The sequence below is a fragment of the Thauera terpenica 58Eu genome (genome assembly GCF_000443165.1).
Lineage (GTDB): Bacteria > Pseudomonadota > Gammaproteobacteria > Burkholderiales > Rhodocyclaceae > Thauera > Thauera terpenica.
Genome location: NZ_ATJV01000024.1, coordinates 18,615 through 43,336, shown reverse-complemented (window position 1 = coordinate 43,336; position 24,722 = coordinate 18,615). Strand labels below are relative to the sequence as shown.

At 64.9% G+C, this 24,722-nt stretch carries 24 protein-coding genes and 1 pseudogene; 7 read left to right on the top strand and 18 right to left on the bottom strand.

The genetic code is table 11. The features are described 5' to 3' along the window. Nucleotides 1-50: 50 nt before the first annotated feature. The 9 genes from M622_RS23625 to M622_RS23590 all read right to left on the bottom strand — a co-directional run bounded on the left by M622_RS23625 (nucleotide 51) and on the right by M622_RS23590 (nucleotide 7,822). Nucleotides 51-497 (bottom strand): CBS domain-containing protein, encoded by a 447-nt coding sequence (locus M622_RS23625; protein ID WP_021248040.1) that lies wholly within the window; start codon nucleotides 495-497, stop codon nucleotides 51-53. Between the two features lie 131 nt (nucleotides 498-628). Then, nucleotides 629-1,456 carry a pantoate--beta-alanine ligase gene (gene panC / locus M622_RS23620; protein WP_021248039.1) on the bottom strand — a complete coding sequence of 276 codons (828 nt, stop codon included), beginning with the start codon at nucleotides 1,454-1,456 and terminating at the stop codon, nucleotides 629-631. A gap of 81 nt (nucleotides 1,457-1,537) precedes the next feature. Continuing rightward, a complete protein-coding gene (gene panB, locus M622_RS23615; protein WP_021248038.1) occupies nucleotides 1,538-2,353 on the bottom strand; it encodes a 3-methyl-2-oxobutanoate hydroxymethyltransferase in 816 nt (271 codons plus the stop codon). Between the two features lie 81 nt (nucleotides 2,354-2,434). Continuing rightward, nucleotides 2,435-3,073, bottom strand: a complete 639-nt coding sequence (locus tag M622_RS23610) for a deoxynucleoside kinase (protein ID WP_021248037.1) — start codon at nucleotides 3,071-3,073, stop codon at nucleotides 2,435-2,437. A 192-nt stretch (nucleotides 3,074-3,265) separates the two neighbouring features. Then, nucleotides 3,266-3,739, bottom strand: a complete 474-nt coding sequence (gene folK / locus M622_RS23605) for a 2-amino-4-hydroxy-6-hydroxymethyldihydropteridine diphosphokinase (RefSeq protein ID WP_021248036.1) — start codon at nucleotides 3,737-3,739, stop codon at nucleotides 3,266-3,268. A gap of 26 nt (nucleotides 3,740-3,765) precedes the next feature. Next, nucleotides 3,766-5,163, bottom strand: coding sequence for a polynucleotide adenylyltransferase PcnB (gene pcnB, locus M622_RS23600; protein ID WP_021248035.1), 1,398 nt, complete (start codon nucleotides 5,161-5,163; stop codon nucleotides 3,766-3,768). A gap of 73 nt (nucleotides 5,164-5,236) precedes the next feature. After that, entirely contained in the window at nucleotides 5,237-5,899 is a 663-nt protein-coding gene (locus M622_RS23595) for a histidinol-phosphatase (protein WP_021248034.1), read from the bottom strand. A gap of 124 nt (nucleotides 5,900-6,023) precedes the next feature. Further along, nucleotides 6,024-6,716: a DnaA regulatory inactivator Hda gene (gene hda, locus M622_RS0119850; protein ID WP_031346239.1), complete on the bottom strand. Its 693-nt coding sequence runs from the start codon at nucleotides 6,714-6,716 to the stop codon at nucleotides 6,024-6,026. Beyond that, nucleotides 6,716-7,822, bottom strand: a complete 1,107-nt coding sequence (locus tag M622_RS23590) for an AI-2E family transporter (RefSeq protein WP_021248032.1) — start codon at nucleotides 7,820-7,822, stop codon at nucleotides 6,716-6,718. Before M622_RS23590 ends, hda begins: the two co-directional genes overlap by 1 nt. 141 nt (nucleotides 7,823-7,963) lie before the next feature. Here M622_RS23590 and purM point away from each other — a divergent pair, with 141 nt between their 5' ends. After that, entirely contained in the window at nucleotides 7,964-9,034 is a 1,071-nt protein-coding gene (purM, locus tag M622_RS23585; protein ID WP_031346238.1) for a phosphoribosylformylglycinamidine cyclo-ligase, read from the top strand. A gap of 106 nt (nucleotides 9,035-9,140) precedes the next feature. After that, nucleotides 9,141-9,644, top strand: coding sequence for a hypothetical protein (locus tag M622_RS23580; protein ID WP_021248030.1), 504 nt, complete (start codon nucleotides 9,141-9,143; stop codon nucleotides 9,642-9,644). Nucleotides 9,645-9,691: 47 nt separating this feature from the next. Here M622_RS23580 and M622_RS39250 read toward each other — a convergent pair. Continuing rightward, a pseudogene (locus M622_RS39250) lies at nucleotides 9,692-9,970 on the bottom strand (periplasmic heavy metal sensor); the annotation flags it as partial. Between the two features lie 396 nt (nucleotides 9,971-10,366). On the opposite strand from M622_RS39250, the gene M622_RS23570 reads away from it, so the two are divergent. The 3 genes from M622_RS23570 (at nucleotide 10,367) to M622_RS23565 (ending at nucleotide 15,028) form a co-directional block, all read left to right on the top strand. Further along, complete coding sequence (locus tag M622_RS23570; protein WP_021248028.1) at nucleotides 10,367-10,636, top strand: hypothetical protein; 270 nt, start codon at nucleotides 10,367-10,369, stop codon at nucleotides 10,634-10,636. A gap of 148 nt (nucleotides 10,637-10,784) precedes the next feature. After that, nucleotides 10,785-11,927 carry an efflux RND transporter periplasmic adaptor subunit gene (locus M622_RS0119840; protein ID WP_052028668.1) on the top strand — a complete coding sequence of 381 codons (1,143 nt, stop codon included), beginning with the start codon at nucleotides 10,785-10,787 and terminating at the stop codon, nucleotides 11,925-11,927. A gap of 35 nt (nucleotides 11,928-11,962) precedes the next feature. Next, nucleotides 11,963-15,028 (top strand): efflux RND transporter permease subunit, encoded by a 3,066-nt coding sequence (locus M622_RS23565; protein ID WP_021248026.1) that lies wholly within the window; start codon nucleotides 11,963-11,965, stop codon nucleotides 15,026-15,028. Nucleotides 15,029-15,257: 229 nt separating this feature from the next. Here the strand turns inward: M622_RS23565 and M622_RS23560 are convergent, their stop codons facing one another. The 3 genes from M622_RS23560 to miaA form a co-directional block, all read right to left on the bottom strand. After that, entirely contained in the window at nucleotides 15,258-15,476 is a 219-nt protein-coding gene (locus tag M622_RS23560) for an HP1242/YdcH family protein (protein WP_021248025.1), read from the bottom strand. Between the two features lie 194 nt (nucleotides 15,477-15,670). After that, on the bottom strand, nucleotides 15,671-16,216 hold the full coding sequence (locus M622_RS23555; RefSeq protein WP_021248024.1) for a DUF1415 domain-containing protein: 546 nt from the start codon (nucleotides 16,214-16,216) through the stop codon (nucleotides 15,671-15,673). A gap of 60 nt (nucleotides 16,217-16,276) precedes the next feature. Then, nucleotides 16,277-17,245 carry a tRNA (adenosine(37)-N6)-dimethylallyltransferase MiaA gene (gene miaA, locus M622_RS23550; RefSeq protein WP_031346235.1) on the bottom strand — a complete coding sequence of 323 codons (969 nt, stop codon included), beginning with the start codon at nucleotides 17,243-17,245 and terminating at the stop codon, nucleotides 16,277-16,279. A gap of 147 nt (nucleotides 17,246-17,392) precedes the next feature. On the opposite strand from miaA, the gene M622_RS23545 reads away from it, so the two are divergent. Next, nucleotides 17,393-18,274, top strand: a complete 882-nt coding sequence (locus M622_RS23545; RefSeq protein WP_021248022.1) for a DNA ligase — start codon at nucleotides 17,393-17,395, stop codon at nucleotides 18,272-18,274. Between the two features lie 44 nt (nucleotides 18,275-18,318). Here M622_RS23545 and M622_RS23540 read toward each other — a convergent pair whose 3' ends face one another. The 4 genes from M622_RS23540 to M622_RS23525 all read right to left on the bottom strand — a co-directional run bounded on the left by M622_RS23540 (nucleotide 18,319) and on the right by M622_RS23525 (nucleotide 22,003). Next, nucleotides 18,319-18,741, bottom strand: coding sequence for an FKBP-type peptidyl-prolyl cis-trans isomerase (locus M622_RS23540; protein WP_021248021.1), 423 nt, complete (start codon nucleotides 18,739-18,741; stop codon nucleotides 18,319-18,321). 112 nt (nucleotides 18,742-18,853) lie between these two features. Continuing rightward, nucleotides 18,854-19,414 (bottom strand): FlgO family outer membrane protein, encoded by a 561-nt coding sequence (locus M622_RS23535; protein ID WP_031346233.1) that lies wholly within the window; start codon nucleotides 19,412-19,414, stop codon nucleotides 18,854-18,856. Nucleotides 19,415-19,419: 5 nt separating this feature from the next. Then, entirely contained in the window at nucleotides 19,420-20,109 is a 690-nt protein-coding gene (locus M622_RS23530; RefSeq protein WP_021248019.1) for a hypothetical protein, read from the bottom strand. Between the two features lie 157 nt (nucleotides 20,110-20,266). After that, entirely contained in the window at nucleotides 20,267-22,003 is a 1,737-nt protein-coding gene (locus M622_RS23525) for a sensor domain-containing diguanylate cyclase (protein ID WP_021248018.1), read from the bottom strand. A gap of 187 nt (nucleotides 22,004-22,190) precedes the next feature. Here M622_RS23525 and M622_RS0119835 point away from each other — a divergent pair, with 187 nt between their 5' ends. Beyond that, a complete protein-coding gene (locus tag M622_RS0119835; protein ID WP_031346231.1) occupies nucleotides 22,191-22,769 on the top strand; it encodes a YqaA family protein in 579 nt (192 codons plus the stop codon). Between the two features lie 39 nt (nucleotides 22,770-22,808). Here the strand turns inward: M622_RS0119835 and mutL are convergent, their stop codons facing one another. Further along, nucleotides 22,809-24,677 carry a DNA mismatch repair endonuclease MutL gene (gene mutL / locus M622_RS23520; RefSeq protein ID WP_021248016.1) on the bottom strand — a complete coding sequence of 623 codons (1,869 nt, stop codon included), beginning with the start codon at nucleotides 24,675-24,677 and terminating at the stop codon, nucleotides 22,809-22,811. Nucleotides 24,678-24,722: the final 45 nt, after the last annotated feature.

Here is a 24,722-nt window from a genome sequence, read left to right as displayed (position 1 = left end):
ACAGCGCCGGGCTCAAGACCCGGCGCTGTGCTTTCAATGCAGGGGAAAGCTCACTCTGCGGCCAGATCGCCGGCGATGTAACTCTCGAGATGCTTGATCGTGTGCTGTTGCTGGCTGACCAGGGACTTCACCATGTCGCCGATGGTGACGATGCCGATGATCTTGCCGTGCTGCACGACGGGCAGGTGGCGGAAGCGATTCTCGGTCATGGTGTGCATGACCTCATCGACCGTGCTGGCCGGCGTGACCGTGCATGGGTTGGCCGTCATCAGGTCACCCACGCGCGCATCGCGTGACATGAGCCCTTTGAGCACGACTTTGCGCGCATAGTCGCGCTCGGTGAAAATGCCGATCAGGCGCTCGTTCTCGGTGACCAGCACGCAGCCGATATCGAACTGCGCCATCAAGGACAGGGCGTCGAACACCGAATCGGTCTGACGTACTGCGTGGAAAGTGGTGCCTTTTTGCTCAAGGACTTGTTTAACGCTCGTCGCCATCGCTTTTCTCCCTCCTTCAGTTTCTATGACAATGCCACCAGGTGGCCGCGCTTGCGCGGCCGGAATTTTACATAGAGTGGTACCAAGAACGGCCGAGTGCAAGCAGGAGCGAAGCCTGCTACCCCGCGACGTCAGATTTCCAGATTGTCGATGAGGCGGGTCTGCCCCAGTTTGGCAGCGGCGAGCACGACCAGGGCGTCGTCCATGTGCACCGGCGGCTGCAGGTCCGCGCGCCGACGCACGGCGATGTAGTCAGGTTGCCAGCCCGCGGCAGCGAGCGCGTCGAGGGCGTCGGTTTCAAGCTTGAGCAGGTCGTGATCGCCTGCACGCACTGCATCGCGAATCCGGCACAGAAGCTGATGCAGCAAGGGCGCGCGCGCGCGCTCGGCGGCGCTCAGGTAGCCATTGCGCGATGACAGCGCGAGCCCGTCATCGGCGCGCACGGTGTCGCCTGCCAGCACTTCGACCGGCAACGCCAGCTCGCGCACCATGTTGCTCAGCACCATCAGCTGCTGGTAGTCCTTCTTGCCGAACAAGGCATAGTCGGGCTGGACGATGTTCAGCAACTTGAGCACCACCGTCGCCACCCCACGAAAGTGACCGGGGCGGAACTCACCTTCCAGAATCGACACCTGGGCGGGCGCCGGATCGACGTGGTAGCGCTGTGGCTGCGGGTAGAGCTCGGTTTCGTCGGGTGCAAATACATGTTTCACCCCGGCTGCCGCGAGCATCTCACAGTCGGCCGCGAGCGTGCGCGGATAGTGGTCGAAGTCCTCGCCGGCGCCGAACTGCAGGCGATTGACGAAGATGCTGACGATGACGCAGTCGGCTTTCTCGCCTGCCTCGCGCATCAGCGTGATGTGGCCTTCGTGCAGGTTGCCCATGGTCGGAACAAAAGCGACCTTGCCGGCGATGGCACGGGCGGCGCGCAGGCTCGCGATGGTGTGATGGATCTGCATGGGGGAGTCGCAAAGAGGTTGAGTGCCGTGCCGGTCAGGGGCACGAAGTCAGGGATATCAGGGATACGGACAGCGCTGGGGTCAGTAGCAGTGTTCGGGTGCGGGGAAGCTGCCCTCACGCACGGCTGCAACGTAGCGGGCAACCGCGTCCTCGATGCTGTCTGCGCCGGCCATGAAGTTGCGCACGAAGCGCGCCGTCTTGCCGGGGAAGATGCCCAGCATGTCGTGCAGCACCAGCACCTGACCATCACACCCCGGGCCCGCGCCGATGCCGATGGTGGCCATGGTCTTGAGGCTGGCGGTGATCTCAGTGGCCAATGCTGCGGGCACCATCTCCATCACCATCAGCGCGGCGCCGGCCTGCTCCAGGGCCAGCGCGTCGGCCCTCAGGCGGGCGGCGCCTTCATCGCTGCGGCCCTGCACGCGATAGCCGCCAAGCTGATTGACCGCTTGTGGTGTGAGGCCGATGTGAGCGCACACCGGCACGCCGCGCTCGACCAGGAAGCGCACGGTGTCGGCCATGAATTCGCCACCCTCCAGCTTCACCATCTGCGCCCCGGCCGCCATCAGGCGGGCTGCGTTGCGCATCGCCTGTTCGCGGTTTTCGTGATAGCTGCCGAAGGGCATGTCGGTCAGCACCAGTGCGCGCGCGCCGCCGCGCGCCACGCACTCGGTGTGGTAGGCCATGTGTTCGAGGGTGACCGGCAGGGTCGATTTCTGCCCTTGCAGCACATTGCCAAGGGAGTCGCCGATCAGCACGACATCGACCCCGGCACGGCCGAGAAGGGCTGCAAAGCTCGCGTCGTAGCCGGTGAGCATGACGATCTTGCGAGCTTCCGCGCGCATCTTGCCAAGTTCGAACAGAGTGACGGGCTTCTGGTCCTGGAGATAGCTCATTCATCGCTCCTTATGGGAGGGCGGAGTTTTCACCAAAATGGTGCATTGCACAAGTTGATTGCCGTGGAATTGGCCTAGGGTTTACCCGCCATAGCCGAAGAATTCGCGGTAGCCGCGCATGTCGCGCAGGCGGGCAAGCAGCATTTCGAAGTCCTCATCGTTGTCGACCGGGTTGAGCTGTCCGGCGTCGACGATGAACAGTGGGGCCGCCTCGTACTGGTAGAAGTAACGCGTGTAGCGGTCGGCGATCTGTTGCAGGTAGGCCTCGGTGATGTGGCGCTCGGCGTCCAGTCCGCGCTTGCGGATGCGTTCCATCAGCCGCTCGGGGCGGGCTTGCAGATAGACGACGAGGTCGGGTTGGGTGGTTTGCGCGGGTTTGATGTCGTCATGGATGCGCTGATACAGCGCGAGCTCGTCAGTGCTGAGGTTCTGCGCGGCAAACAGCTTGTCCTTGTCGATAATGAAGTCGGACACCAGCCGACGCTCTTCTCCGATCGGTCCGAGCGCCGCGAGCTGGTCCATGCGCTGATAGAGAAAGGACAGTTGCGTGGCCATCGCCCAGCGTTCCGGGTCCTGATAGAAGCGCGACAGGAAGGGATTGTGCTCGGCCTGTTCGAACAGGGTTTCACTCTGCAGGCGTTCGGCGAGCCGCCTGGCGAGTGAGGTCTTGCCGGCGCCGATCGGGCCTTCAACGACGATGTAGTGTGCTTTGTCGAGCATGCGCAGTCGCCTTTGCCCTTGCCTGGCTGCGGGATGGGAGATGAACCGCAGCAAGCATACACAAGGCGGCCCTGCGCTCGTCAAGCGCGCTGGACCGCTGTCGGCCTGGGGTGGTTCTGACTGGGTGATGCACGCCTGCAGCTTGCGCCGCCTCGACAGAGCCGGGGAGTGCCGCGTCCATTGGTGCACGCGCTAGCAACGCGCGATCTCCTGCCCAGCCACCCCGGGCAGGAGATCGATGACCCTGCCGTGCGCGGGAATGACGATCTCGGGTGCGATCTCCGCCAATGGCACCAGGGTGAAGGCTCGCAGATGCATGCGCGGGTGGGGCACTTGGAGGTCATCCTCGTTGATCGTGGCCTCGCCATACAGCAACAGGTCGAGATCCATGCTGCGCGGTGCCATTGCGAAGTCGCGCCGGCGGCCGTTGTGGTGCTCGATGTTGAGCATCGCGGCAAGCAGCGCACGTGCAGCGACGATGGTTTTGAGCTCGATCACGGCATTGATGTAGTCGGGCTGGTGTTCGACACCCACAGGCGCGGTGCGATAGAGCGAGGAATGGGCCACCACACGGGTGCCCGGCAGGGCGCCCAGTTGCTGCAGCGCGCTCACGAAGGCCGCTGACGGGTCGCCCAGGTTGGCGCCGAAGGCAATGAAGGCGCGCACCGCGTCGCCCGCAGCGGCGATCGTGCTCAGCGCTCTGCTCCGGTCGTGGCCGCGGGCGTGTCGGCGGGCTGGGTACTCGTGTTGATATCGGCCGCGCTGCCTGCCGGTTTGCGCCGCTTGCGGCGTCGCTTCTTGGGCGCTGGGCTGGCCTCGGCGGGGGCCTGGCGGATGAGCGCGTCGCGTTCATCGTGGCCGGCGTGGGCGAAGCGATCCCACCAGTCGACGCTCTCCATGGGGATTTCGCCGGCCTGCGCGCGCAGGCGCAGGAAGTCCCAGCCGGCGCGGTAACGTGGCAGCTCGATGAGGCGGTAGGGGGTCTTGCCCGCGCGCTTGTCGAAGCGCGGTTGCAGCGCCCAGATGTCCTTGATGTCGCCGACGATGCGGCGCGTGATGGCGAGCTTGCCCGCCTGGGCATCGAGCACTTCGTCCATGGCCTCGAACAGGGCCGGCTGGGAGTGTTCTCCGGCCTCTTGCTTCCTTTTCCATGCGACCAGCACCTGATGCCACAGCAAGGTGGCGAACAGGAACCCGGGGGAGACGGACTTGTCCTGACGTACGCGCTCGTCGGTGTTCTCCAGCGACAGCCAGACGAAGCGCTCGCCCATCGGCTGTTCGAGGATCACGTCCAGCAACGGCAGCAGGCCGTGGTGCAGGCCTTCCTCGCGCAGTTGCTTGAGGCACTTGACGGCATAGCCCGAAAACAAGAGCTTGAGCATCTCGTCGAACAGGCGGGCTGCGGGCACGTTCTCGAGCAGGATCGCCATGTCACGGATCGGCTGGCTGGCCGCGGGGTCGATTGCCAGCCCGAGCTTGGCGGCCAGGCGTACCGCCCGCAACATGCGCACCGGGTCTTCACGGTAGCGCGTGCGCGGATCGCCGATCATGCGCAGGGTTTTCTGCTGGATGTCGGCCACGCCGTGGTGGTAATCGACAATGGTCTCGGAGCTGGGGTCGTAGTAAAGGGCGTTGACGGTGAAGTCGCGCCGCGCCGCATCCTCTTCCTGATTGCCGTACACGTTGTCGCGCAGCACGCGGCCGTGCTCGTCGGTGTGTGCCGACTCGGTGTCATGGCTGGAGCGGAAGGTGGAGACCTCGATCGTCTCCGCGCCGCTCATCACATGCACGATCTTGAAGCGGCGACCGATGATGCGCGAGCGGCGGAACGCGGCACGTACCTGTTCGGGCGTGGCGCTGGTGGCGACGTCGTAGTCCTTGGGGGGATGACCGATGAGCAGGTCACGCACGGCACCGCCGACGACGAAGGCCTTGTAGCCATTCTCCTGCAGGACGACGCACACCTTGCGTGCCGCGGGTGAGAGTTGTTCGCGTCGAACCTTATGGTGTTCGACCGGGATATGGGCGGGTTCGCGGCGGACAGGGTGCTCCGGGCGCTTGAAAACCTTGCGCAGCAGCTTGCGGATCATCGGGAAGAGGGGGGTTCTTGCATAAGCCGGCAATGATAACCGATGGAGGCAAGCGCCGAGCGCGGCTTGCGCCTCAGCGCAGCGAGATCACCGGCCAGGCGTGCTGATCTGCATGCGCGCGCAGGATGTCGTCCGGGTCCACCGCGATCGGGTCCGAGACCTTGCCCATCAAGGGCAGGTCATTGTGCGAGTCGCTGTAGAACCAGCTGCGCTCGAAGCCGCCCAGATGCAGGCCGTAGGACTCCAGCCAGGCGTCGACACGGTCGATCTTGCCCTCCTTGAACGCCGGCAGGCCGCGCGGCTTGCCGGTGAAGCTGCCGCCTTCCTGGGCGGGGATGGTGGCAACCAGATGGGGAATACCGAATTCACGCACGATCGGTGCGGTGACGAAGGCGTTGGTGGCGGTGACCACGGCGACCAGGGCGCCGCTATCGAGATGTTCCTGCACCAGGGCGCGGGCTTGGGCGGTGATCATCGGGCGTACCGACTGCTCCATGAACTCGCGATGCCAGGCGTCGAGCTCGGTGCGCGGATGGCGCGCGAGCGGGGCGAGCTGAAAGTCGAGAAAGGCGTGGATGTCGAGCGTGCCGGCCTTGTAGTGCTCATAGAACTCGATGTTCTTTGCTTCCTGCAGTTCACGATCGAGCACGCCCTTGCCAATGAGGAACTGCGCCCAGGCGAAGTCCGAGTCGCCAGCGAGCAAGGTGTTGTCGAGGTCGAAGAGAACAAGATTCATGTTGAAGCTCCAATGAAGGATCTGGGTCGGCTTGGTGGCGGCCCGTGCAAGGCATTGTCAGCGCCCGGATCCGGAAGTCCGGTGTGGCGGGCTCGCCCTGCCTTGCGGCCAGTGGATCAGGGGTTCAGATTTCCAGACCCTGCTGCATCATCTCGCGCAGCAAGGGCAGGGTGATGGGGCGCTTGCGCTCCAGCGAGGCGGTATCGAGCGCGTCCAGCACGGCGAGCAGGCTGGACAGCTCGCGGCGGCCGTGGCGCAGCAAGAACTCGACCACCTCGTCGGCGAGGCGCAGGCCGCGGCGCGCGGCCAGGGTGAGGAGGATGGCGGCGCGCGCGTCGTCGTCCAGAGCCTGGACTTCATAGATCAGGGCTTGACCGATGCGCGTGCGCAGATCTTCGCGCAGCGCCAGTCCGAGCGGGGCGCTCGGCCCCGCCAGCAGCAGCGTCTGACCGTTGCTGCGGCTGCGATTGAACGCGTTGAAGAGCGCGACCTGGGCTGGGGCCGAGAGCTGGTCGACGTCGTCTATCGCCAGCACGGCGTCCGGGGTTTCGGGCAATACGGCAGCGATGTCGGCAGCGCCAAAGCCATGGGTGGGGCGGCCGCTGGCCTGGGCCTGGGCTAACGTGGCACGCAGCAGATGGCTGCGACCACTGCCGGGCGCACCCCATACATAGACGTGGCGTGCGGGTAACTGCCGCGCGCTGGCGCTCGACGCCAGCAGCGACAGCGTCGCCAGCAGCTCGGCATTGGTGCCGGCGACAAAATTGTCCAGCGTGGGCGGAGCGTCGGGGCGGATGTCGAGGACGAGTTGCTTCATCATGCGTCCACATCCGGCGGCGTGACCACCGCAGGTGTTTCCTTGCCCAGGTACACCGGGCTGGCGAACCAGGCCTGCCGCACTTCGCGCAGCCCCACCAGCAGCGCGGCGCTCACCGGCAGTCCGACCAGTACGCCGACAAAGCCAAACAGCTGACCGAAGGCCATCAGCGCAAAGATCACCGCCAGCGGGTGCAGGCCGATGCGTTCGCCCACCAGATAAGGCGTCAGCACGAAGCTCTCCACCACCTGGCCGATACCATAGACGGCGGCCACGCCCGCGAGCAGTGGCCAGCCTTCCGCCTGCAAGAGTGCGGCCAGGATGGCGAGGATCAGGCCGCCGCCAAAGCCGACGTAGGGGATGAACACCAGCAACCCGGTGACCACGCCCACCGGCAGCCAGAAATTGAGCCCGGCCAGCCACAGCCCCAGGCTGTAGAACACCGCGAGCAGCATCATCACCGAGAGCTGGCCGCGCAGGAATTCGGACATCACCGAGTCGATGTCGTTGATGATGCGCATCGTCCGTGCCAGCCAGGGGCGGGGCACGATGCGCTCGAGCTCGATGAGGATGTGCGGCCATTCCTGCAGCAGGTAGAACATCACCAGCGGAATCAGGAACACGTTGGCGACGAAGGCCAGCACTGCGATGCCACCGGTCTTGAGATGGCCCAGCACGATGGGCACGATGTCCTGCGCGCTGGTCCAGTTGTCGGCGATGAGCTGGCGGAGCTGGGCGGATTCGAGCTGCAGTTCGATCCCCAGCCTTGCCTGCAGCAAGGGCGCTACCTGAGCGTTGAACATCTCCACCAGATCGGGCAGGCGGCGCATCAGCAGCACGCCCTCGCGGTACACCATAGGCACCAGGATGAGGGCGAGCGCGATCAGGGTCAGGCCCAGCGCGACGATCACGAGCAGCACGGCGAGGGTGCGCGGGACGCGTCGTGCGACCATCCAGTTCACCGCGGGATCGCCGATGTAGGCGAACACGGCGCCGACAACGAAGGGGGTCAGGATGGGTCCCAGCAGCCAGAACAGCGCGACCAGGGCAAGGCCTGCCGCGGCCCAGACATAGGTTTGCAGACGATCGGCGCGAGGAGGGTTCATTTCAAGTAAAATCGAGGACTTGGCGCGGGCGCAGGTCACCCGCAAAACCCGTAAATGTAGCCACTTGGCGGTGCGGCCTCAAGTCAGGCCCTGCGCCAGGGGGCGCCAGCACAGCCTTTGAGCGCGTGCAGAGGAAAAATCTTGAGCGCATCCCAATCCTCCCAACAAGCCCCTCATCAAGGCGCCCTTTCCTATCGCGACGCCGGTGTGGACATCGAAGCCGGTGACGCCCTGGTCGACCGCATCAAGCCGCTCGCCAGGCGCACCATGCGCCCCGAGGTGCTGGGCGGCATCGGCGGCTTCGGCGCGCTGTTCGAACTGTCGAAGAAGTACAAGGAGCCGGTGCTGGTTTCGGGCACCGACGGCGTCGGCACCAAGCTCAAGCTCGCCTTCGAGTGGAACAAGCATGACACGGTCGGCCAGGATCTGGTGGCGATGAGCGTCAATGACATCCTGGTGCAGGGCGCCGAGCCCTTGTTCTTCCTCGACTACTTTGCCTGCGGCAAGCTCGACGTCGACACCGCTGCCGACGTGGTCAAGGGTATCGCGCTCGGCTGCGAGCTCTCCGGCTGCGCGCTCATCGGCGGTGAGACGGCCGAAATGCCCGGCATGTATCCGCCCGGCGAGTACGACCTCGCCGGCTTTGCGGTGGGCGCGGTGGAGAAGGCCGACATCATCGATGGCAGCAAGATCGTGCCCGGTGACGTCGTGCTGGGCCTGGCCTCGAGCGGCGCACATTCCAACGGCTACTCGCTGATCCGCAAGATCATCGAGCGCGCCAGGCCCGATCTCGACGCCGACTTTCATGGCCGCACGCTGCGCGAGGTGGTGATGGAGCCCACCCGGCTCTACGTCAAGCCACTGCTCGCGCTCATGCAGGCGATGCCGGGCACGGTGAAGGGCATGGCCCACATCACCGGCGGTGGCATTACCGAGAACGTGCCGCGCATCCTGCGCGACGAGCTCAGCGCGCGCATCGACGCCAGCAGCTGGACCTTGCCGCCGCTGTTTCAGTGGCTGCAGGAGGCGGGCCAGGTGGACATGCAGGAGATGTACCGCGTGTTCAACTGCGGCATCGGCATGGTGGTGGTGGTGGCCGACACGGAGGCGGATGCGGTCCAGGCCCATCTCGAGGCGGCGGGCGAGACGGTGTATCGCATTGGCCGCATCGCTGCGCGTGCGGATGGCGAGGCGCAGACCACAGTGAGCTGATGCGAGCCTCGAGCGTCATGGCTCTCGCAAGCAGCAAGGAAACCCGGTCCCGTACCGGGTTTTTTTCAACCCGCAGCGGGCTGCGGTGGGCAAGGAGAGATGCGGGATGGCTGAAAAACCTGAGGGCAAGGGCGCGCTGTGGGTGAGCGGGCTGCTTGCCGCCTCGATGTGGCTGGTGATGGCGTGGCAGCTGAGGGTGTTGACGCCAGGGCCGGTCGCGCTCCAGCTCACCTGGGATGCAGAAACCTTCGGTCGCATCATCCACCTCTGGTCACCCGAGGACCTGGCCTTGTACCGGCGCTTTCTTCTCGTCGATTACGCGGTCTTGCTCGCTTACGGCGCGTTTGGCTGGCTGCTGGCGACACGCACGCGTCTGTTTGCGTCGCTTTCGTCTGGCGCGCAGCGCCTTGCGCGTCTATGCCTGCCGCTGGCAGCGGCCCTGGATGCGCTGGAGAACGCTTTTCATGGCTGGCTGACCGAGATGCCGCGCTTCGATGCTGACCTCATCTATCAGCTCAGCGCCCTGTGCGCAGCGCTCAAATGGGGTTTGATCCTTGGTTTTGGGGTGTTGCTGATGTGGGCGATTGCAAGCGCGGTCGCTGACGACTGACGATGGGCGAAACATCTCCGGGACGGTTTTCGCCGGAGGTGCCCGGACTAGCGCCCATGCAGGTCTTCAAGCGCTGACGGCTTTTCTGGCTGCGCGAGCAGGAGCTGTGCGAGGAGTTTGCGTTGTTCGGCGTCAAGGATCTCGCGCTCGGCGAGCAACTGCTCAATCAGCACACGCTGCTGCTCGTGCTGCAGGCGGGCGATCGCGGCACGCTCTGTTTCCAGGCCTGGGCGATCCACGACGTCGGCAAAGATCGCGCGGATCATCGTTGTGCGCTGGGTTTCAATCTGCGCGGCAGCGGTGCCGAACTGGCGCAGGAAGGGTTCCTCGGCTGCCTGCCGCGCGGTTCATATCCTGGGTCAGGTCACCGTGGGCTTGAGGACTGTTCATTGGAGTTCTCCATCGAAGAAGGATCTGGAAGCCGACACGGACCTATCGACCCGGCCGCAGGACGAGCCGCAAACCGATGGCCGCGATCACCGTCCACACCAGGGTTCGCAGACTCATGGCAATTACCGTGCGCATTTCGTAGGCCCTGCCTGCATGGAGCCCTGATCCAGGGCGGGTTCCGGGCGGCGCGGAATGGGGTGATGGCAAGAGTCGAGCGCGCAGCGACATCGAGGCATACAGTGAACGGAGCGTAGCTGTGTTCAACATTGCTCAGCGGCGCGCGCAGGTGGACGGGCGCTTCGCCGTCCCGGAATTACTCAAGGAGCGCATTCATGAAAACTCGATCCTTGCTGGTGACGGCTACCGGCTTCGTTGTCGTTGTCGTTTCCGTTTCAGGTCTTGTCTTCAGCCTGTGGTCGGGTAGTACGCCTGCGCAGGCACAGCCCATGCTCAGTCTGGCGTCGCAGGAGTGCACGTGTTCGCGTGGGCTCTCTTTGATCGACCCGGCTAGCGGTGCCGGCCCCTCGGTGCTGCACAACTGCCAGTGTGGTGCGCTGCAGTGCGTGGTTCACGCACAGTCGGGCCAGCTGCAATGTCGCTGACGCTGAGAGCGGCGCGTGAAACGCATCCAGGCCGCGGGGTGCGGCACTCGACTGCATGCTGAGCTTGTCAGGCGTGCGCAGCGGCCGCATGCGCTGTCCTGTGTGACAATCGCGGTGTTTCATCTTTCTTGATCACTCGCGGATTGCCATGTCATCGCGTCGCTCTGTTTTCATTGCCCTGTGTGTGTTTGCTCTTGCCCTTGTTGCAGCGTATGGCTGGTATGCAAATCAGCCACGCGCGGTGGGGACGGCCGCGGCGCCGGCTACGGGAGGTGGCCTGGCTGCGGCGCCGGTTACGGTGGAGGTGGCAGCGGTCGAGCGCCGGGCGATGGCGTACGACGTCAGCGCAGTGGGTTCGTTGGTGTCCAACGAATCGGTGGTGCTGCGACCCGAGATTGCAGGGCGTATCGCGCGCATCGGCTTTCGCGACGGCGAGGCAGTGCAAGGTGGCGCAGTGCTGGTCGAACTCGACAGCGCCGTGCAGCGCGCGGAACTGCAGCAGGCGCGCGCCAGGCTGACCCTGGCGAGCGCCAATTCACGCCGTACCGAAGACCTTTTTGCGCGCAATTTCGTCAGCCAGAGCAGCCGCGACAATGCGCGCGCCGAACTGGATCTGGCGCGCGCAAACCTGGACCTGGCGCAGGCACGGCTGGATCGCACCGTGATCCGTGCGCCTTTTGCTGGCGTGGTGGGTATTCGCAGCGTGAGCCCGGGTGACTTCGTCCAGGACGGCGATGCGCTCATCAATCTTGAGGACATCGCCACGCTGAAGCTCGACTTCCGTCTGCCCGAGCTCTACCTCGACCGTGTGCAGCAGGGCCAGGTGCTGGAGCTGAGGACCGACGTCCTGCCAGACGAGATTTTCGCAGCGCGGGTCGATGCGATCGACCCGCTGGTCGATGCCCAGGGTCGAGCCCTGCGTTTGCGCGCCAGCCTGGCGAATCCCGGCGGGCGCTTGCGCCCCGGTGTGTTCGTCCGTGTGCGCCTGGTGCTGGCCGAGCGGCCGGATGTGCTGGTGGTGCCAGAGGCGGCACTGGTGGCGGCGCCGGGCAATGTGCAGTTTGTGTATCAGGTGCTCGAGGGCAAGGCGCAGCGGGTGGATGTGAGCACCGGCATGCGGCGCGATGCGGTGGTGGAGATTGTGAGCGGACTGGCACAGGGGGCGCAGGTGGTCAGTGCGGGTCAGCTCAAGCTGCGTGATGGCACGCCGGTGCTTGTCCGCGAGCAGGCGCCAAAGCCGGCAGTGATGGTGAAGCCTGTGGTGACGAGTGCGCCCGAGGCGACGCGTTGAGCCGCCGTGCGCACAAGCAATAAAGGGTAGTCACGATGGTCATCTCCGAGATCTGCATCAAGCGCCCGGTCTTTGCGACCGTGCTGTCGCTGCTGGTGTTGCTGGTGGGGCTGATGTCCTATTCGCGGCTGACGGTGCGCGAGTATCCCAATATCGACGAGCCGGTGGTGACGGTCGATACGCAGTACGCCGGCGCCAGCGCGGAGATCATCGAGTCGCAGGTCACCAAGCCGCTGGAGGATTCGCTCGCGGGCATCGAGGGTGTGGACGTGTTGTCCTCGATCAGCCGCTCCGAGCGTAGCCAGATCACGGTGCGCTTTCGCGTGGAGCGCGACGCCGACAGCGCTGCGGCCGATGTACGTGACCGTGTGTCACGCGTGCGCCGCCGGCTGCCCAGCGATGTGGATGAGCCGGTGATTGCCAAGGTCGAAGCCGACGCCAGCCCCATCATCTGGGTGGCCTTCTCTTCTGATCGCCATTCGCCGCTGGAGATGAGCGACTTTGCCAGCCGCATCATCAAGCCGCGCATGCAGACCCTGCCCGGGGCGGCGGATGCCCGTGTCTATGGCGAGCGGCGCTATTCGATGCGGATCTGGCTCGACCGTGACCGCCTGGCGGCTTTCGGCCTCAGCGTGCAGGAGGTGGAGGACGCCATCCGTCAGCAGAACGTGGAGCTGCCCGCTGGCCGCATCGAGAGCAGCCAGCGCGAATTCGCGGTGGTGGCGCAAACCGACCTGAGCCGGATCGATGAGTTCGAGGCCGTGGTGGTGCGTGCGCCGGCCACAGCCGCCGATTACCCGGTGCGCATCCGCGACATCGGCCGCGTCGAGGTGGCGGCCGAGGACGAACGCACTTCGGTACGCTTCATGGGCAGGCCCTCGGTGTCGATCGGTCTCATCAAGCAGGCCACCGCCAACCCGCTCGACCTCAAGCGCGGGCTGGACGAGATGATGCCGCGGCTGCAGGGCGAACTGCCCGAGGGCATGTCGATGAACATCGCCAATGACAGCACGGTGTTCATCGAGCGCTCCATCGATGCGGTGTTCTCCACCATCTGGGAGGCGGTGCTGCTGGTGGCGGCGGTGTGCCTGTTCTTCCTGCGTAACTGGCGCGCAATGCTGGTGCCGCTGGTGACGATTCCGGTGTCGCTGGTGGGCGCGTTCACGCTCATGCTGGTGTTCGGCTTCTCGGTCAACACGCTGACCCTGCTCGCGCTGGTGCTGGCGATCGGCCTGGTGGTGGACGATTCCATCGTCGTGCTGGAGAACATCTATCGCCACATCGAGGAGGGTATGGAGCCGATCGCGGCCGCCTTCAAGGGGGCGAAGGAGATCGGCTTTGCGGTGGTGGCGATGACGATCACGCTCGCCGCCGTGTACGCACCGGTAGCCTTCATGACCGGGCGCACCGGCAAGCTGTTTACCGAGTTTGCGCTGACCCTGGCCGGTGCGGTGATCGTGTCCGGTTTCGTGGCGCTGACGCTGTCGCCGATGATGTGCTCGCAGCTGCTGCGTCATGAGCCCAGGCACGGCCCGGTGTACAACGCCATCGAGCGCTTGCTCGACTTGATGACGAGGGCTTATCGCCGGGTACTGACGCAGGCGCTCAAGCTGCGCTGGCTGGTGATGCTGGTGTTCGCCTTGGTGGCGGGTAGTTCGGTGCTGCTGCTGGGCCAGCTCAAGACCGAGCTCGCGCCGATCGAGGATCGCGGCCGGGTAGTGGGCATTTTCAGCGGCCCCGAAGGCGCGACCATGGACTACATGAGCCGCTATGGGCGCGAGATCGAGGCGATCTATGCTTCCTTGCCCGAGGTGGATCGCTATCTGGTGATTACCGGTACGCCGACGGTGTCGCAGGGCATTTCCTTCGTGGGCTTTCGTGACTGGGCCGAGCGTGAGCGCAGCGCGGGCGAGATTGCGGCTGATCTGGGTGCAAAGCTGCGTACGGTGCCAGGCGTGAATGCCTTTCCGGTCATGCCGGCGGCCTTCGGGCAGAGCTCGCGCTCGCGTCCCCTGTCTTTCGTGGTGACGTCGTCCGAATCCTATGATGAGCTTGCGCTCCATACTGAACGTCTGCTCGACGCAATGCGTGAGAACCCCGGCTTCATTTCGCCCGACACCGACCTCAAGCTGACCCTGCCGGAATTGGCGGTGGAGGTGGATCGCGATCGCGCAGCCGACCTCGGCGTGGCGGTGGAGGTGATCGGACGCACCCTGGAAACCATGCTCGGCGGCCGCCAGGTGACGCGCTACAAGCAGGACGCCGAGCAGTACGACGTCATCGTCCAGCTGGATGGCGCCAGTCGCGCCGATCCGCGCGACATCCGCGACATTTACGTGCGCGCGCGCAGCGGTGACATGGTGCCGCTGGCCAACGTGGTGAAGGTGAGCGAGACCATCGCCCCACGCGAGTTGAACCACTTCGGCCAGCGCCGTTCGGTGATCATCTCGGCCAGTCTGGCACCGGACTTTGCCTTGGGCGAGGCCCTGAAGTGGATGGACCAGGCCGCCGCGCGCATCCTGCCGCCTGGCTATGCGACCGATTACGACGGGCAGTCGCGTGAGTTCCTCAGCAGCTCGGCCAGTCTGGCAGTGGTGTTCATGCTCGGGCTGGCTTTCATCTACCTGGTGCTGGCAGCGCAGTTCGAGAGTTTTCGTGATCCCTTCATCATCATGCTGACCGTGCCCTTGTCGATGACGGGTGCGCTCGGTGCGTTGTGGCTGACGGGCGGCACGCTCAACGTGTATAGCCAGATCGGGCTGCTGACCCTGGTCGGGCTCATCACCAAGCACGGCATCCTGATCGTGGAGTTTGCCAACCAGTTGCGCGAACAGGGCCGTGAGCGCCTGGACGCGGTGATCGAAGCTTCGGTGCTGCGCCTGCGCCCCATCCTGATGACGACCGGCGCCATGGTGCTGGGCTCGGTGCCACTTGCGCTGGCAAGCGGCGCCGGCGCGGAGAGCCGGCAGCAGATCGGCTGGGTGATCGTGGGCGGGCTGCTGCTGGGCACCTTCTTCACCCTGTTCGTGGTGCCCACTGTGTATACCTTGCTGGCACGTCGGGAGCGCGTCGTGCTGGCCCAGGCCCAGGTGCAGGCCTGAAGCCGCGAGTAAGGCAGCGCCCCAGGCTTGATGGCTGCAGACCGTGCACGCGCTGGCGAGGGCAAGGATCACACGGCCCGGCGCTGACAAGGTCTCGACACAGCAAGGCCTACACGCAACAAGGCCTACACGCAACAAGGCCCCGGATGAGTTCTCCCATCCGGGGCCTTGTCAATCAGCCCGCTCTGGAGCTGATTTTCGGGCTTTCGAGGCCGAAACTCCCAACCACTCAGGCCGCAGCGGCCTTTTTCAGCACGGCATAGACCTGATCCTTCAGAAGCAGCTTTTCCTTCTTCAGCACATCAATCTCTTCCGGCGTCCCGGGCTGGATACGGGCTTCGATGTTCTTGATCTTCTGGTCAAGCTCATTGTGCTTGTCGAACAGGTTCGAGAAGTAGCGATCGGTGGTCTTGAGCTGGCTGATCAGTTCGCGATGTTCAGGAAACATAGGCACTCCTTGGAGTTGTGGTCAGGGATGAAACCTGCTCTCGCCCCCACTGTACTCCTTGCGTGCGACGACTGCCAAGGCCGAAATCCGCTTGCCATGAGGAGCCCGCCCGAGAGTCGAAAGGTGCATAGAAGCGGCTGATTTTCAAAGAGAAAACACTGATCGCCGGTGGGCGCGAGTGACGCAGTGCAGGGTTAGCCGAACAGGTAGGGAAACAGCCTGACCTTGTCCTCCGTGCTCAGGGCCTCCATGCGCAGGATGTTGCGCGCGGGGATCTGATCCGCTTCCGGATAGTGCTCGAGCGCCTGCTCCAGACTTTCTTCGCGGATGATGTGCAGCAGCGGCCAGGGCGAGCGGTTGGTGAGGTTGCCGGGCTCGTCGAGCTCGGTGTCAGCGAACTGGTAGTTGGGGTGGAAGCTGGCGACTTGCAGTTCGCCTTCCCAGCCAAACTGTTCCACCCACAGGTCTACCGCGTCGAGAAAGTCGTTGTACTGAGCGAAATCCTCGAGCATGTCGGGGATCGCCAGCAGGGTGGTTTCCAGCTCGGTGGCAGGGGTGTCCGACAGGCGCTCGAGTTCGGCTTGCAGGTCGTTGAGCAGGGCTTCTTCGTCGGTGGCATGACTGACTGCGATGCGCACGCGCTTTTCACGTTGTGGCTTGGCGGCGAAGGGGCAGAGGTTGAGGCCGATCACGACCTCATCGAGCCACTGATTGACGTCGTCGATGATCTGCTGGTCCATGCTGGGGCTTCCTTGATGTGTGGGTTTGGAGGGATTGGGCCGATGCCCCGTCGGTTGTGTTCAGGCTGCAAGCAGTTGCAGTGCGGTGTCGCGGATGGCGTCGGCGAGGTCGGGGCGCAGGCAGTCGAGCTCGACCAGGCTGGGCCAGGTTTCGCGAAACTGGCGCTGCCAGGTGAGCTGGCGCTTGGCGAGCTGGCGGGTGGCGGCGATGCCCTTGAAATGGAGCTCGTCATAAGTGATGGCGCCGTCGAGATATTCCCAGGCCTGGCGGTAGCCAACGCAGCGCATCGAGGGCAGGTCGGCGCTCAGGCGATAGTTGCGGCGCAATTGGCGGACCTCGTCGACCAGGCCTGCGTGCAGCATGGCATCGAAGCGCTTCGCGATGCGCGCGTGCAATACACTGCGGTCGCTCGGTGCGAGCGCCATCGGCAGCAGCCGGCAGGGCAGAGTGTCGTCTTCCCGGATGGCGTAGTTCTCGGCCAGTGGGCGCCCGCTCAGGCGCACGATCTCGAGCGCGCGCTGGATGCGCTGGGCGTCGCCGGGGGCCAGGCGGGCGGCAGCAGCCGGATCGAGCATGGCCAGTTCAGCGTGTACCGCGGGCCAGCCACGGGCAGCCGCGTCCGCGTCAATGGCGCGGCGCAAGGCGGCGTCAGCGGGGGGCAGGTCCGAGAGCCCGTCATGGAGCGTCTTGAAGTACAGCATGGTGCCGCCGACGAGCAGGGGAATGCGACCGCGCGCGCTGATCTCTGCCATCAGACGAACGGCATCGGCGCGAAAGCGGGCGGCTGAGTAGGCGTCTTCGGGCGAGACCACGTCGATCAGGTGATGCGGGCAGGTGGCGAGTTCGGCAGCGCTGGGTTTGGCGGTGCCGATATCCATGTCGCGATACACGAGCGCGGAGTCCACGCTGATGATCTCGAGCGGCAAGGCGCGGGCAAGGCTGAGCGCGCCGGCGGTCTTGCCGCTGGCGGTGGGGCCGAGCAGCAGCAGTGCGGGGGGAAGGCTGGGGCGGGGGGAGGTGTCGGTCACGGTGAGCAGGGAGTTTGCGGCAGCGCGGGCGATTATCCGCTGCTTGGCGCCGGTGTGGGTGAAGCGAGCTTGCCAGCGTTCATCCCTGCGTCCTCGGAATATGTCATTTGCAATATGATGGAAGCCCTTCAGCCCGCCTTGCAAGCCATGCCATCGTCCACTTTTTTACGCAGCTGGCGCCGATTCCTCTGTCTGCTCGCCGTGCTTGTGCTGTTTTCGCCGCTACCTGCCACGCATGCGCGCGCTGACCCGCCGCCGGCCTTGATGCTGGCGGGGCGCTGGCAGCCGGGGTTGGACCCTGCGGCGTGCTGGGTGAGCGAAAAGCTGGACGGCGTAAGGGCGTATTGGGACGGCCAGCGTCTGCGCTTTCGCAGTGGACGGCCGATTGCGGCGCCCGCCTGGTTCACCGCCGGCCTGCCCGCGCGTGCGCTCGATGGTGAGTTGTGGTTGGGGCGAGGGCGTTTCGCCGAGCTGTCCGGTCTGGTGCGACGGGAGGCGGGCGACGATCGGGCCTGGCAGCAGGTGCGCTACATGATCTTTGATCTGCCGGGTGAGGAGGCGTCCTTCGAACTGCGGCTGCGCCGCCTGCACGAGGTGATCGCCGCTGCCGCTCTGCCCTGGGTTCAGGCCGTGCCGCAATTTCGCGTCGATGACGAGGTGGCGCTGGCGGCTACGCTCGCCCGGGTGGTCGCCGGGGGTGGAGAGGGCTTGATGCTGCATCGCGCCGACGCACGCTGGCAGGCGGGGCGCAGCGACGCCCTGCTCAAGCTGACCCCGTTTCTGGACGCGGAGGCGCGGGTAGTCGCTCATCTGCCGGGGAAGGGCAGGCATGCGGGCGTGTTGGGGGCGCTGGAGCTGGAGTCGGCCGATGGGCGGCGCTTTCGCGTCGGCACCGGGCTGAGCGATGCGCAACGCCGTGAGCCGCCCGCGATCGGTAGTCTGGTCAGTTATCGCTATCGCGAGCTCACTGCAAAGGGCATGCCGCGCTTTCCAGTGTTTTTGCGCGTTCGCAGCCCGGGCGCGGATTGAGCGCGCCCCGGGCTGAGTTTGCTGTGCACTGAGATAATGAGTGCTTACTGGATTTCGAGCAGATGGACTTCGAAATTCAGCGTCGCGTTGGGCGGGATCTTGCTGCCTGCGCCCGCCTCACCGTAGGCGGTGCGCGACGGGCAGGTCAGCATGGCCTTGCCGCCGACCTTGATGTGCTGCACGCCCTGCGTCCAGCACGGGATGACGTTGCGCAGCGGGAAGGAGATGGGTTGTTTGCGCTCGATCGAGCTGTCGAACACCGTTCCGTCGCTGAGGGTGCCGTGGTAATGCACGAGCACGGTGCTCGATGCGCTGGGCAAGGGGCCATCGCCGCGCTGCAGATGTTCGATGCGCACGCCAGAGGGCAGCATTTCGACATCGTTCGGAGCTGCGTTGGTGGTGTTGGCGGCATGAGCCGTGTTGAGGGCAGCGAGGCTGAGCAGGAGGCAAACCAGGGTCTTGTTCATGGGCTCGAGGGTGGAAGTTCGCTAACAGGCTGCAATCATGTCTGTCGGCGCGCCAAAAGGAAACAGGGTGCTGATTCGATCAGCACCCTGTCAACGGAACCGTGGTGGATGTTCAGCGCCGGGACTTGAGCATCGAACTCGTCATGGTGTCGAGCGGCAGCACGTAATCGTGAGCGGCAAGAACGAAGTTTGTTTCAGGCTGGATGACCTTGAGGTTCACGAACACCATCTCGCTGCTTTGCGCATAGGTGCCAACGATGACAGCCTGCGCGTGGTGTGAGCTGGCGATGTCGCGGAGCTCACGCGTCAGCATCATCTCGCCCTGGTCGCGGGCCATATACACATTGTTGCGGAACTTCATCTCGATCATGTTCAGGCCGGCCAGCGTGAAGCGGGCGGAGACCTGTTCGGAGATGGCCCGGCCCAGCGTCGAGGAGCTGTCGAGAGCGTCGATGTTGACCACGGTCGCGACAATCAGCGGCTGATCGAGCGCGAGCCGACCCTGCATGAGATCAAGCAGTGCGCTCGCGGCGGCGTAGTTGGTCGGAATCAGCGGATTGGCCGCCGCCTGCTCGTAGCTGGGCTGTTTGCGTGCATTGCCTGTTTCCGTTGCGCAGCCGCCAAGGCCGAGTGCCGCCGTGCCCAGCAGTGTGACGAGGAGTGTGTTGCGCATCGACATCACTCATCTCCTCCGACTGCGAAGGTCTTCACGATCGTGTGCGCCGTGGCTGGCGGCATATAGAGTTTGCGGTCGGCGTCGGCGACGTAGTACACGCTGGTGTCACGGGCTATGTAGCGGTTGGCGTCGCTCACCGTGGTGGTGATGATGATCTCGTGCTCTGGTGTTTCGCCCGAAGCGAATTCGGACTGGAACCACTTGTGTGCGTCAATCGCCATCAGGCCAAGCATTGCCGCCTTGCCTGCGCCATTGCTCGCATATTCAACCAGATCATGAATTGCCCACACCCCCGCACCCAGTGCGGTGGCCGAACCAAAGTTGCGATATTGCGGACGGTCGGCTGAGAACGGAATGGCCTGGGTGTCGATGCCGATACGCAAGGCCCCTTCGGGCGACTTCATCACCGGATGACCAGCCTGCACCAGGGCAGTGAGCAGCTGAGCGGTGAACGCGCGCTCGAAGGCGGTCTGTTCGCTCGCCTGATTGACGAACACCGCTGCGTCCCTGGGCAGCGAGGCCGACAGCCGCAGGGCGACGTCGCGCGAGATCAGATTCCAGTGCGAGGCAGCCTGCAGCTTGTGCTGCTTTGAGGTGGCGAAATTGGTCGCCAGCGGCGTTTCCGAGTAAGGGGTGGCGCATGCGCTTGCCAGAACAGCAGCGCCAATCGCGGTCACGACACTTTTGATCATTTATTACCATCTCCACAATGAGATGGCTCCTGCCGCGGAGCGCTGCCGAGCCATTACGCAAGTATCCGTCATACACAGTCATGCAACTGAGCTCGACAAATTATCAGATTGGCGTAAAGCGCTCAAGCAAGGCGCCAGCGTGGGCGCGCAATAGTGCTCAGTCGAAGCGTTGCTTGTCGAGCTTCTGGACATACATGAGACGGTCGGCGTGCTTGAGCAGTCCTTCCGCGTCGGTGGCGTCTTCCGGATACAGCGCAGCGCCGACTGCGCCGCCGCAGTTGATGGGGGTGGCGACGCCACCTACCGACTCCAGCGGTGTGCGCAGGCGGTCATCGACGTGCCGGCGAACCGCTTCGAGGCCATCGCGATCAGCGACGTCGCCGAGCAGGATGACGAACTCGTCACCCGCATAGCGCGCGACGAAGTCGTTCTGACGCAGGTTTTGCGACAGGCGCGCAGCGACCTCCTGCAAGGCGCGGTCTCCCGCAGCGTGACCATGCTTGTCGTTGATTGCCTTGAAGTCATTCAAGTCGATGAACAGCACGCCCAGGTGTGGCTTGCGGCGGTCGCTCTGGGCAGCGTCGATACGACGCCTGAGCTGGGCCATGAAGGCTTCGCGGTTCGCAAGTCCGGTCAGGCGGTCGGTGCGCAGATGGTTCTGCATGGAGGCGAGGCTGCGCGCCAGGGCGCCGATCTCGTCGCGGCGCTCGACTTCGACCGGGGTGTCGAACTCGCCCTCGCCGATGCGGCGCGCCACCGCTGACAGGCGGCGAAGATCGTTGGACACCCAGCTCAGGATGCTGAGGCCGATGCTGATCGCCAGCAGTACGGCGAGGCTGGCCAGGAGGATGGTACGGCTCACGTTCTCGCGCACGCCGCCGAGGAAGTCGCTGGCGGGCATGGCGACAATCATCAGCCAGTCGAGTCCCGCATCGTCACGGAGGCGATCAAAGGCGGCATGGATCAGGCTGCCATCAGCGGCCTGGAACTCGAAAACGCGGGGCAAGGCCAGGTCGTCGCGGCTGAGGATGCGCTTTTGCACCGTGCGGTAAGCAGCCTTGAGCAGCGGATGGTCGCTGCTCTCGGCGTTGAGGCGGCCACCGCTGCCGTCGGGGAGGGTGACGACGTTGCGGCTGGCGGAGGAGGCGATCAGATTGCCGTCAGGTTCGATGATGAATGCGACCCCGTTGGGTGACACGGTGAGGCGGCCGACGAAGTCATTGAGTGCTTTCAGGGACAGGTCGGTGGCAACCACTCCCTCGAAGCGACCATCCGCACCCAGCACCTGGCGTGCGCGCGTGGCGAGGAGCTGGCGTGTGCCGAAATCGATGTACACCGAAGTCCAGGTGTGGCCTTGGGCGGTCTTGCCGTTGGCGTACCAGGGGCGGCTGCGCGGATCGAACAGGGTGCTTTCACGACGCTCGAACTGCAGCGCACCGTCAATGCCCGACACCTTGTAGATCGCGCGGTTCTCGTCGGCGCGCAGCTTCATGCGCAGCTCGACGTCCTCGGCCGTGTGGCGCATCAGGCCCAGTCCCTGGCCCGCTTCGTTGCCAAAATAGACGTAGTTGTTGGGGTCGGTGTGCAGGGTCGTTGCCACCCAGAATCGATTGCGAATCTCGTGGAAGTCCGATTCGATCGACGGCGGCGCCGGTACCCCGCTCGGAAAGGCGGTTTCCAGCACCGCGCTCGAGCCCACGATGTGGCGGTCAACCGCTTGCGAGATGCGGCTCACGGTCTCCAGCAGCAGGTGTTCCGATACGGTCGCCACCGCACTGCTGCCAGCTGAGTAGGACAGCACGCCGAGCGCGATCGCAAGTGCAATGACGAGCACCACGTAGGGCACGATGAGCACCAGACGCAGTGACAAGGGCTTGAAAAAACGGATGGGCATGGCGAGAGGGCGTGGGTTGCCCGTATTGAGGCGTGGAGCCAGACCGGGGATTTTGCTGGCTGTGTCGCAGTGTTGCAACTGCGGTGACATTAAGCCAGTCCGCTGCGGCGGCAGTTTGCTGGCGCGCGTATCATTGCGCGCTCGCGGCCGCTGCGCCGTTCAGTCGATTGTTTCGGGGTATGTCGTCGTGAAGATCTTTTCGCCGTTATACGAGCGCGCGCTGTCCTGGTCGCGCCATCCACGTGCGCCCTGGTTTCTGGGTGGTTTGAGTTTCGCTGAATCCTCATTCTTCCCCATACCGCCCGACGTCATGCTGGCCCCCATGAGTCTGGCCAACCCGCGTCGCGCCTTCCACTTCGCCTTGCTGACCACGCTGGCTTCGGTTGCGGGCGGATTGTTCGGTTATCTGATCGGTTACTTCGCCTTTGACGCCCTCGAACTCTGGTTGCGTGGGACGCATTACTGGGCGGCTTATGAGCAGGCGGTGCTCTGGTTCAAGGAGTGGGGCTTCTGGGCGATCTTCATCGCCGGCTTCTCGCCCATTCCCTACAAGGTGTTCACGATCGCCGCGGGGGTGGCGTCAATGGCGCTGCTGCCGTTCACGCTGGCGTCTTTCGTTGGCCGTGGGGCGCGCTTCTTTCTCGTCGCCGGGTTGATGGCCTGGGGTGGCGAGAGGATGGAGGGCGTGCTGCGCACCTATGTCGATCGTATCGGCTGGGCGACGGTGGTTGCGGTGGTGGCGGGCGTGGTGGTCTACCGCTTCTGAGCGGCCCGAGGCCCGCCCCGGCCCCGCGTGCCAGCGGCGCTATTGGCCGCGCATGAAAAAGCGGTCCAGCTCATGCATCGAGAACTGCGTCCATGTGGGGCGACCGTGGTTGCATTGGTCGGCGCGCTCGGTGGCCTCCATGTCGCGCAGCAGCGCGTTCATTTCGGGCAGGGTGAGCTGGCGATTGGCGCGCACCGCGCCGTGGCAGGCCATGGTGGCGAGCAATTCGTTGCGGCGCGCGGTCACCACTTCGGAGGCGGGATATTCGCGCAACTCTTCGAGCAGCTTGCGCATCAGTTCGGCAATTGGCGCGTTGGCGAGCAGGGCGGGAACGCTGCGCACCGCGAGCTCTTGCGGGCCGGCGGGGGCGAGCTCGAAGCCCATCGCCGACAGTACCTCGGTGCATTCCTCTGCGGCCGCCATGTCCTTGGCGCTGACCGAGAACACCGCCGGAATGAGCAGGCGTTGCACGGAGGGGCGGCCGTCGAGCACGGTCTTGAGCTTCTCGTAGAGGATGCGCTCGTGCGCGGCGTGCATGTCCACCAGCACCAGGCCGGTGCGGTTCTGCGCCAGGATATAGACGCCGTGCAGTTGCGCGAGCGCAAAGCCAAGTGGGGGCGTGCCGTCGTGATCGGTGACCGTGGCTGGCGTGGTGGAAGGTGCTGTGGCTACCTTGTTGTCGCTGCCGGTGACGGGCGTGTGCGCGCTGGCAGCGAAATCCAGATAGGCGCGTGAAGCCGAATCCATCGCCAGGCGGCCTTGTTGCGGCATGGATTGCGGCCAGGGTCTGGCGCCCGCATGGCTCTGCTGCTCACTGCTCGGTGTGTTTGCGCTTGCGGCGTGGGTGGTGTTGGCGGCGACTCCGAAGCCCGCGCCCTGCGCGTGGGTGGCGGATGGCGATGGCGAGGTCTGTGGCTCGGTCCGTCCTGCACCGGATTCGGCCAGCACGCGCCTGATGGCATGAAAGACGAACTGATGAACAGCGCGTGACTCGCGAAAGCGCACCTCGATCTTGGCCGGGTGCACGTTCACGTCGACGCCCGCCGGGTCGAGTTCCAGAAACAGGACATAGGCGGGATGCCGGTTGCCGTGCAGGATGTCGGTGTAGGCTTGGCGTACGGCGTGGGTGAGCAGCTTGTCGCGCACGTAGCGCCCATTGACGAAGAAGAACTGCGCGTCGCGGCTGGCGCGTGAGTAGGCCGGCAAGGAGGCAAAGCCGCTCAGGCTCAGAATGCCGCCGACGGCAGAGACCTCGCGTGCTTGCTGGAGGAAGTCGTCACCCATGAGGGCGGCCACGCGTGCGGCGGGAGTGCTGGGCGGCAGGCGGTGAATGACGCGGCCGTTGTGTGACAGCTGCATGCCTACATCCGGGTGGGAGAGCGCGATGCGGCGGAACATGTCGTCGCAGTGGGCGTACTCGGTCGCTTCCGTCTTGAGGAATTTTCGCCGTGCGGGGGTGTTGTAGTACAGGTCGGCGACGTCCACCACCGTGCCCTGGTTGAGCGCCGCCGGGCTCAGGCTGCGCTCGCTGCCGTCTATGCACCAGGCGTGGCTGGCGCCCGTGGCGCGGCTGGTGATCGAGGTCCGCGCCACGGCGGCGATGGCGGCCAGTGCCTCGCCACGAAAGCCCATGGTGCCGACGTGTTCGAGATCGTCGAGGGTGCTGATCTTGCTGGTGGCGTGACGCTCCAGCGCAAGCGCGAGCTCGTCGCGCGCTATGCCGCAGCCATCGTCGGCGACGCGAATGCGACGCACCCCGCCTTGCTCAAGTTGCACCTCGATCGCGCGTGCGCCGGCATCGACGGCGTTTTCCAGCACTTCCTTGAGCACGGAGGCGGGGCGCTCGACGACTTCGCCGGCAGCGATCTGGTTGACCAGCAGGTCGGACAGGCGGTGGATGACGGGCATGGCCGGGCCGGGTTGAGGACAAGGCCTGTGATTATAGGCGGGCGC

Excerpts from the sequence above, each read along its gene's own strand:
- M622_RS23625 (WP_021248040.1), bottom strand. The coding sequence starts at position 497 with ATGGCGACGAGCGTTAAACAAGTCCTTGAGCAAAAAGGCACCACTTTC.
- panC (WP_021248039.1), bottom strand. The coding sequence starts at position 1,456 with ATGCAGATCCATCACACCATCGCGAGCCTGCGCGCCGCCCGTGCCATC.
- panB (WP_021248038.1), bottom strand. The coding sequence starts at position 2,353 with ATGAGCTATCTCCAGGACCAGAAGCCCGTCACTCTGTTCGAACTTGGC.
- M622_RS23610 (WP_021248037.1), bottom strand. The coding sequence starts at position 3,073 with ATGCTCGACAAAGCACACTACATCGTCGTTGAAGGCCCGATCGGCGCC.
- pcnB (WP_021248035.1), bottom strand. The coding sequence starts at position 5,163 with ATGATCCGCAAGCTGCTGCGCAAGGTTTTCAAGCGCCCGGAGCACCCT.
- M622_RS23595 (WP_021248034.1), bottom strand. The coding sequence starts at position 5,899 with ATGAATCTTGTTCTCTTCGACCTCGACAACACCTTGCTCGCTGGCGAC.
- hda (WP_031346239.1), bottom strand. The coding sequence starts at position 6,716 with ATGAAGCAACTCGTCCTCGACATCCGCCCCGACGCTCCGCCCACGCTG.
- M622_RS23590 (WP_021248032.1), bottom strand. The coding sequence starts at position 7,822 with ATGAACCCTCCTCGCGCCGATCGTCTGCAAACCTATGTCTGGGCCGCG.
- M622_RS23580 (WP_021248030.1), top strand. The coding sequence starts at position 9,141 with ATGGCTGAAAAACCTGAGGGCAAGGGCGCGCTGTGGGTGAGCGGGCTG.
- M622_RS23570 (WP_021248028.1), top strand. The coding sequence starts at position 10,367 with ATGAAAACTCGATCCTTGCTGGTGACGGCTACCGGCTTCGTTGTCGTT.
- M622_RS0119840 (WP_052028668.1), top strand. The coding sequence starts at position 10,785 with ATGTCATCGCGTCGCTCTGTTTTCATTGCCCTGTGTGTGTTTGCTCTT.
- M622_RS23565 (WP_021248026.1), top strand. The coding sequence starts at position 11,963 with ATGGTCATCTCCGAGATCTGCATCAAGCGCCCGGTCTTTGCGACCGTG.
- M622_RS23560 (WP_021248025.1), bottom strand. The coding sequence starts at position 15,476 with ATGTTTCCTGAACATCGCGAACTGATCAGCCAGCTCAAGACCACCGAT.
- M622_RS23555 (WP_021248024.1), bottom strand. The coding sequence starts at position 16,216 with ATGGACCAGCAGATCATCGACGACGTCAATCAGTGGCTCGATGAGGTC.
- M622_RS23545 (WP_021248022.1), top strand. The coding sequence starts at position 17,393 with ATGCCATCGTCCACTTTTTTACGCAGCTGGCGCCGATTCCTCTGTCTG.
- M622_RS23540 (WP_021248021.1), bottom strand. The coding sequence starts at position 18,741 with ATGAACAAGACCCTGGTTTGCCTCCTGCTCAGCCTCGCTGCCCTCAAC.
- M622_RS23535 (WP_031346233.1), bottom strand. The coding sequence starts at position 19,414 with ATGCGCAACACACTCCTCGTCACACTGCTGGGCACGGCGGCACTCGGC.
- M622_RS23530 (WP_021248019.1), bottom strand. The coding sequence starts at position 20,109 with ATGATCAAAAGTGTCGTGACCGCGATTGGCGCTGCTGTTCTGGCAAGC.
- M622_RS23525 (WP_021248018.1), bottom strand. The coding sequence starts at position 22,003 with ATGCCCATCCGTTTTTTCAAGCCCTTGTCACTGCGTCTGGTGCTCATC.
- mutL (WP_021248016.1), bottom strand. The coding sequence starts at position 24,677 with ATGCCCGTCATCCACCGCCTGTCCGACCTGCTGGTCAACCAGATCGCT.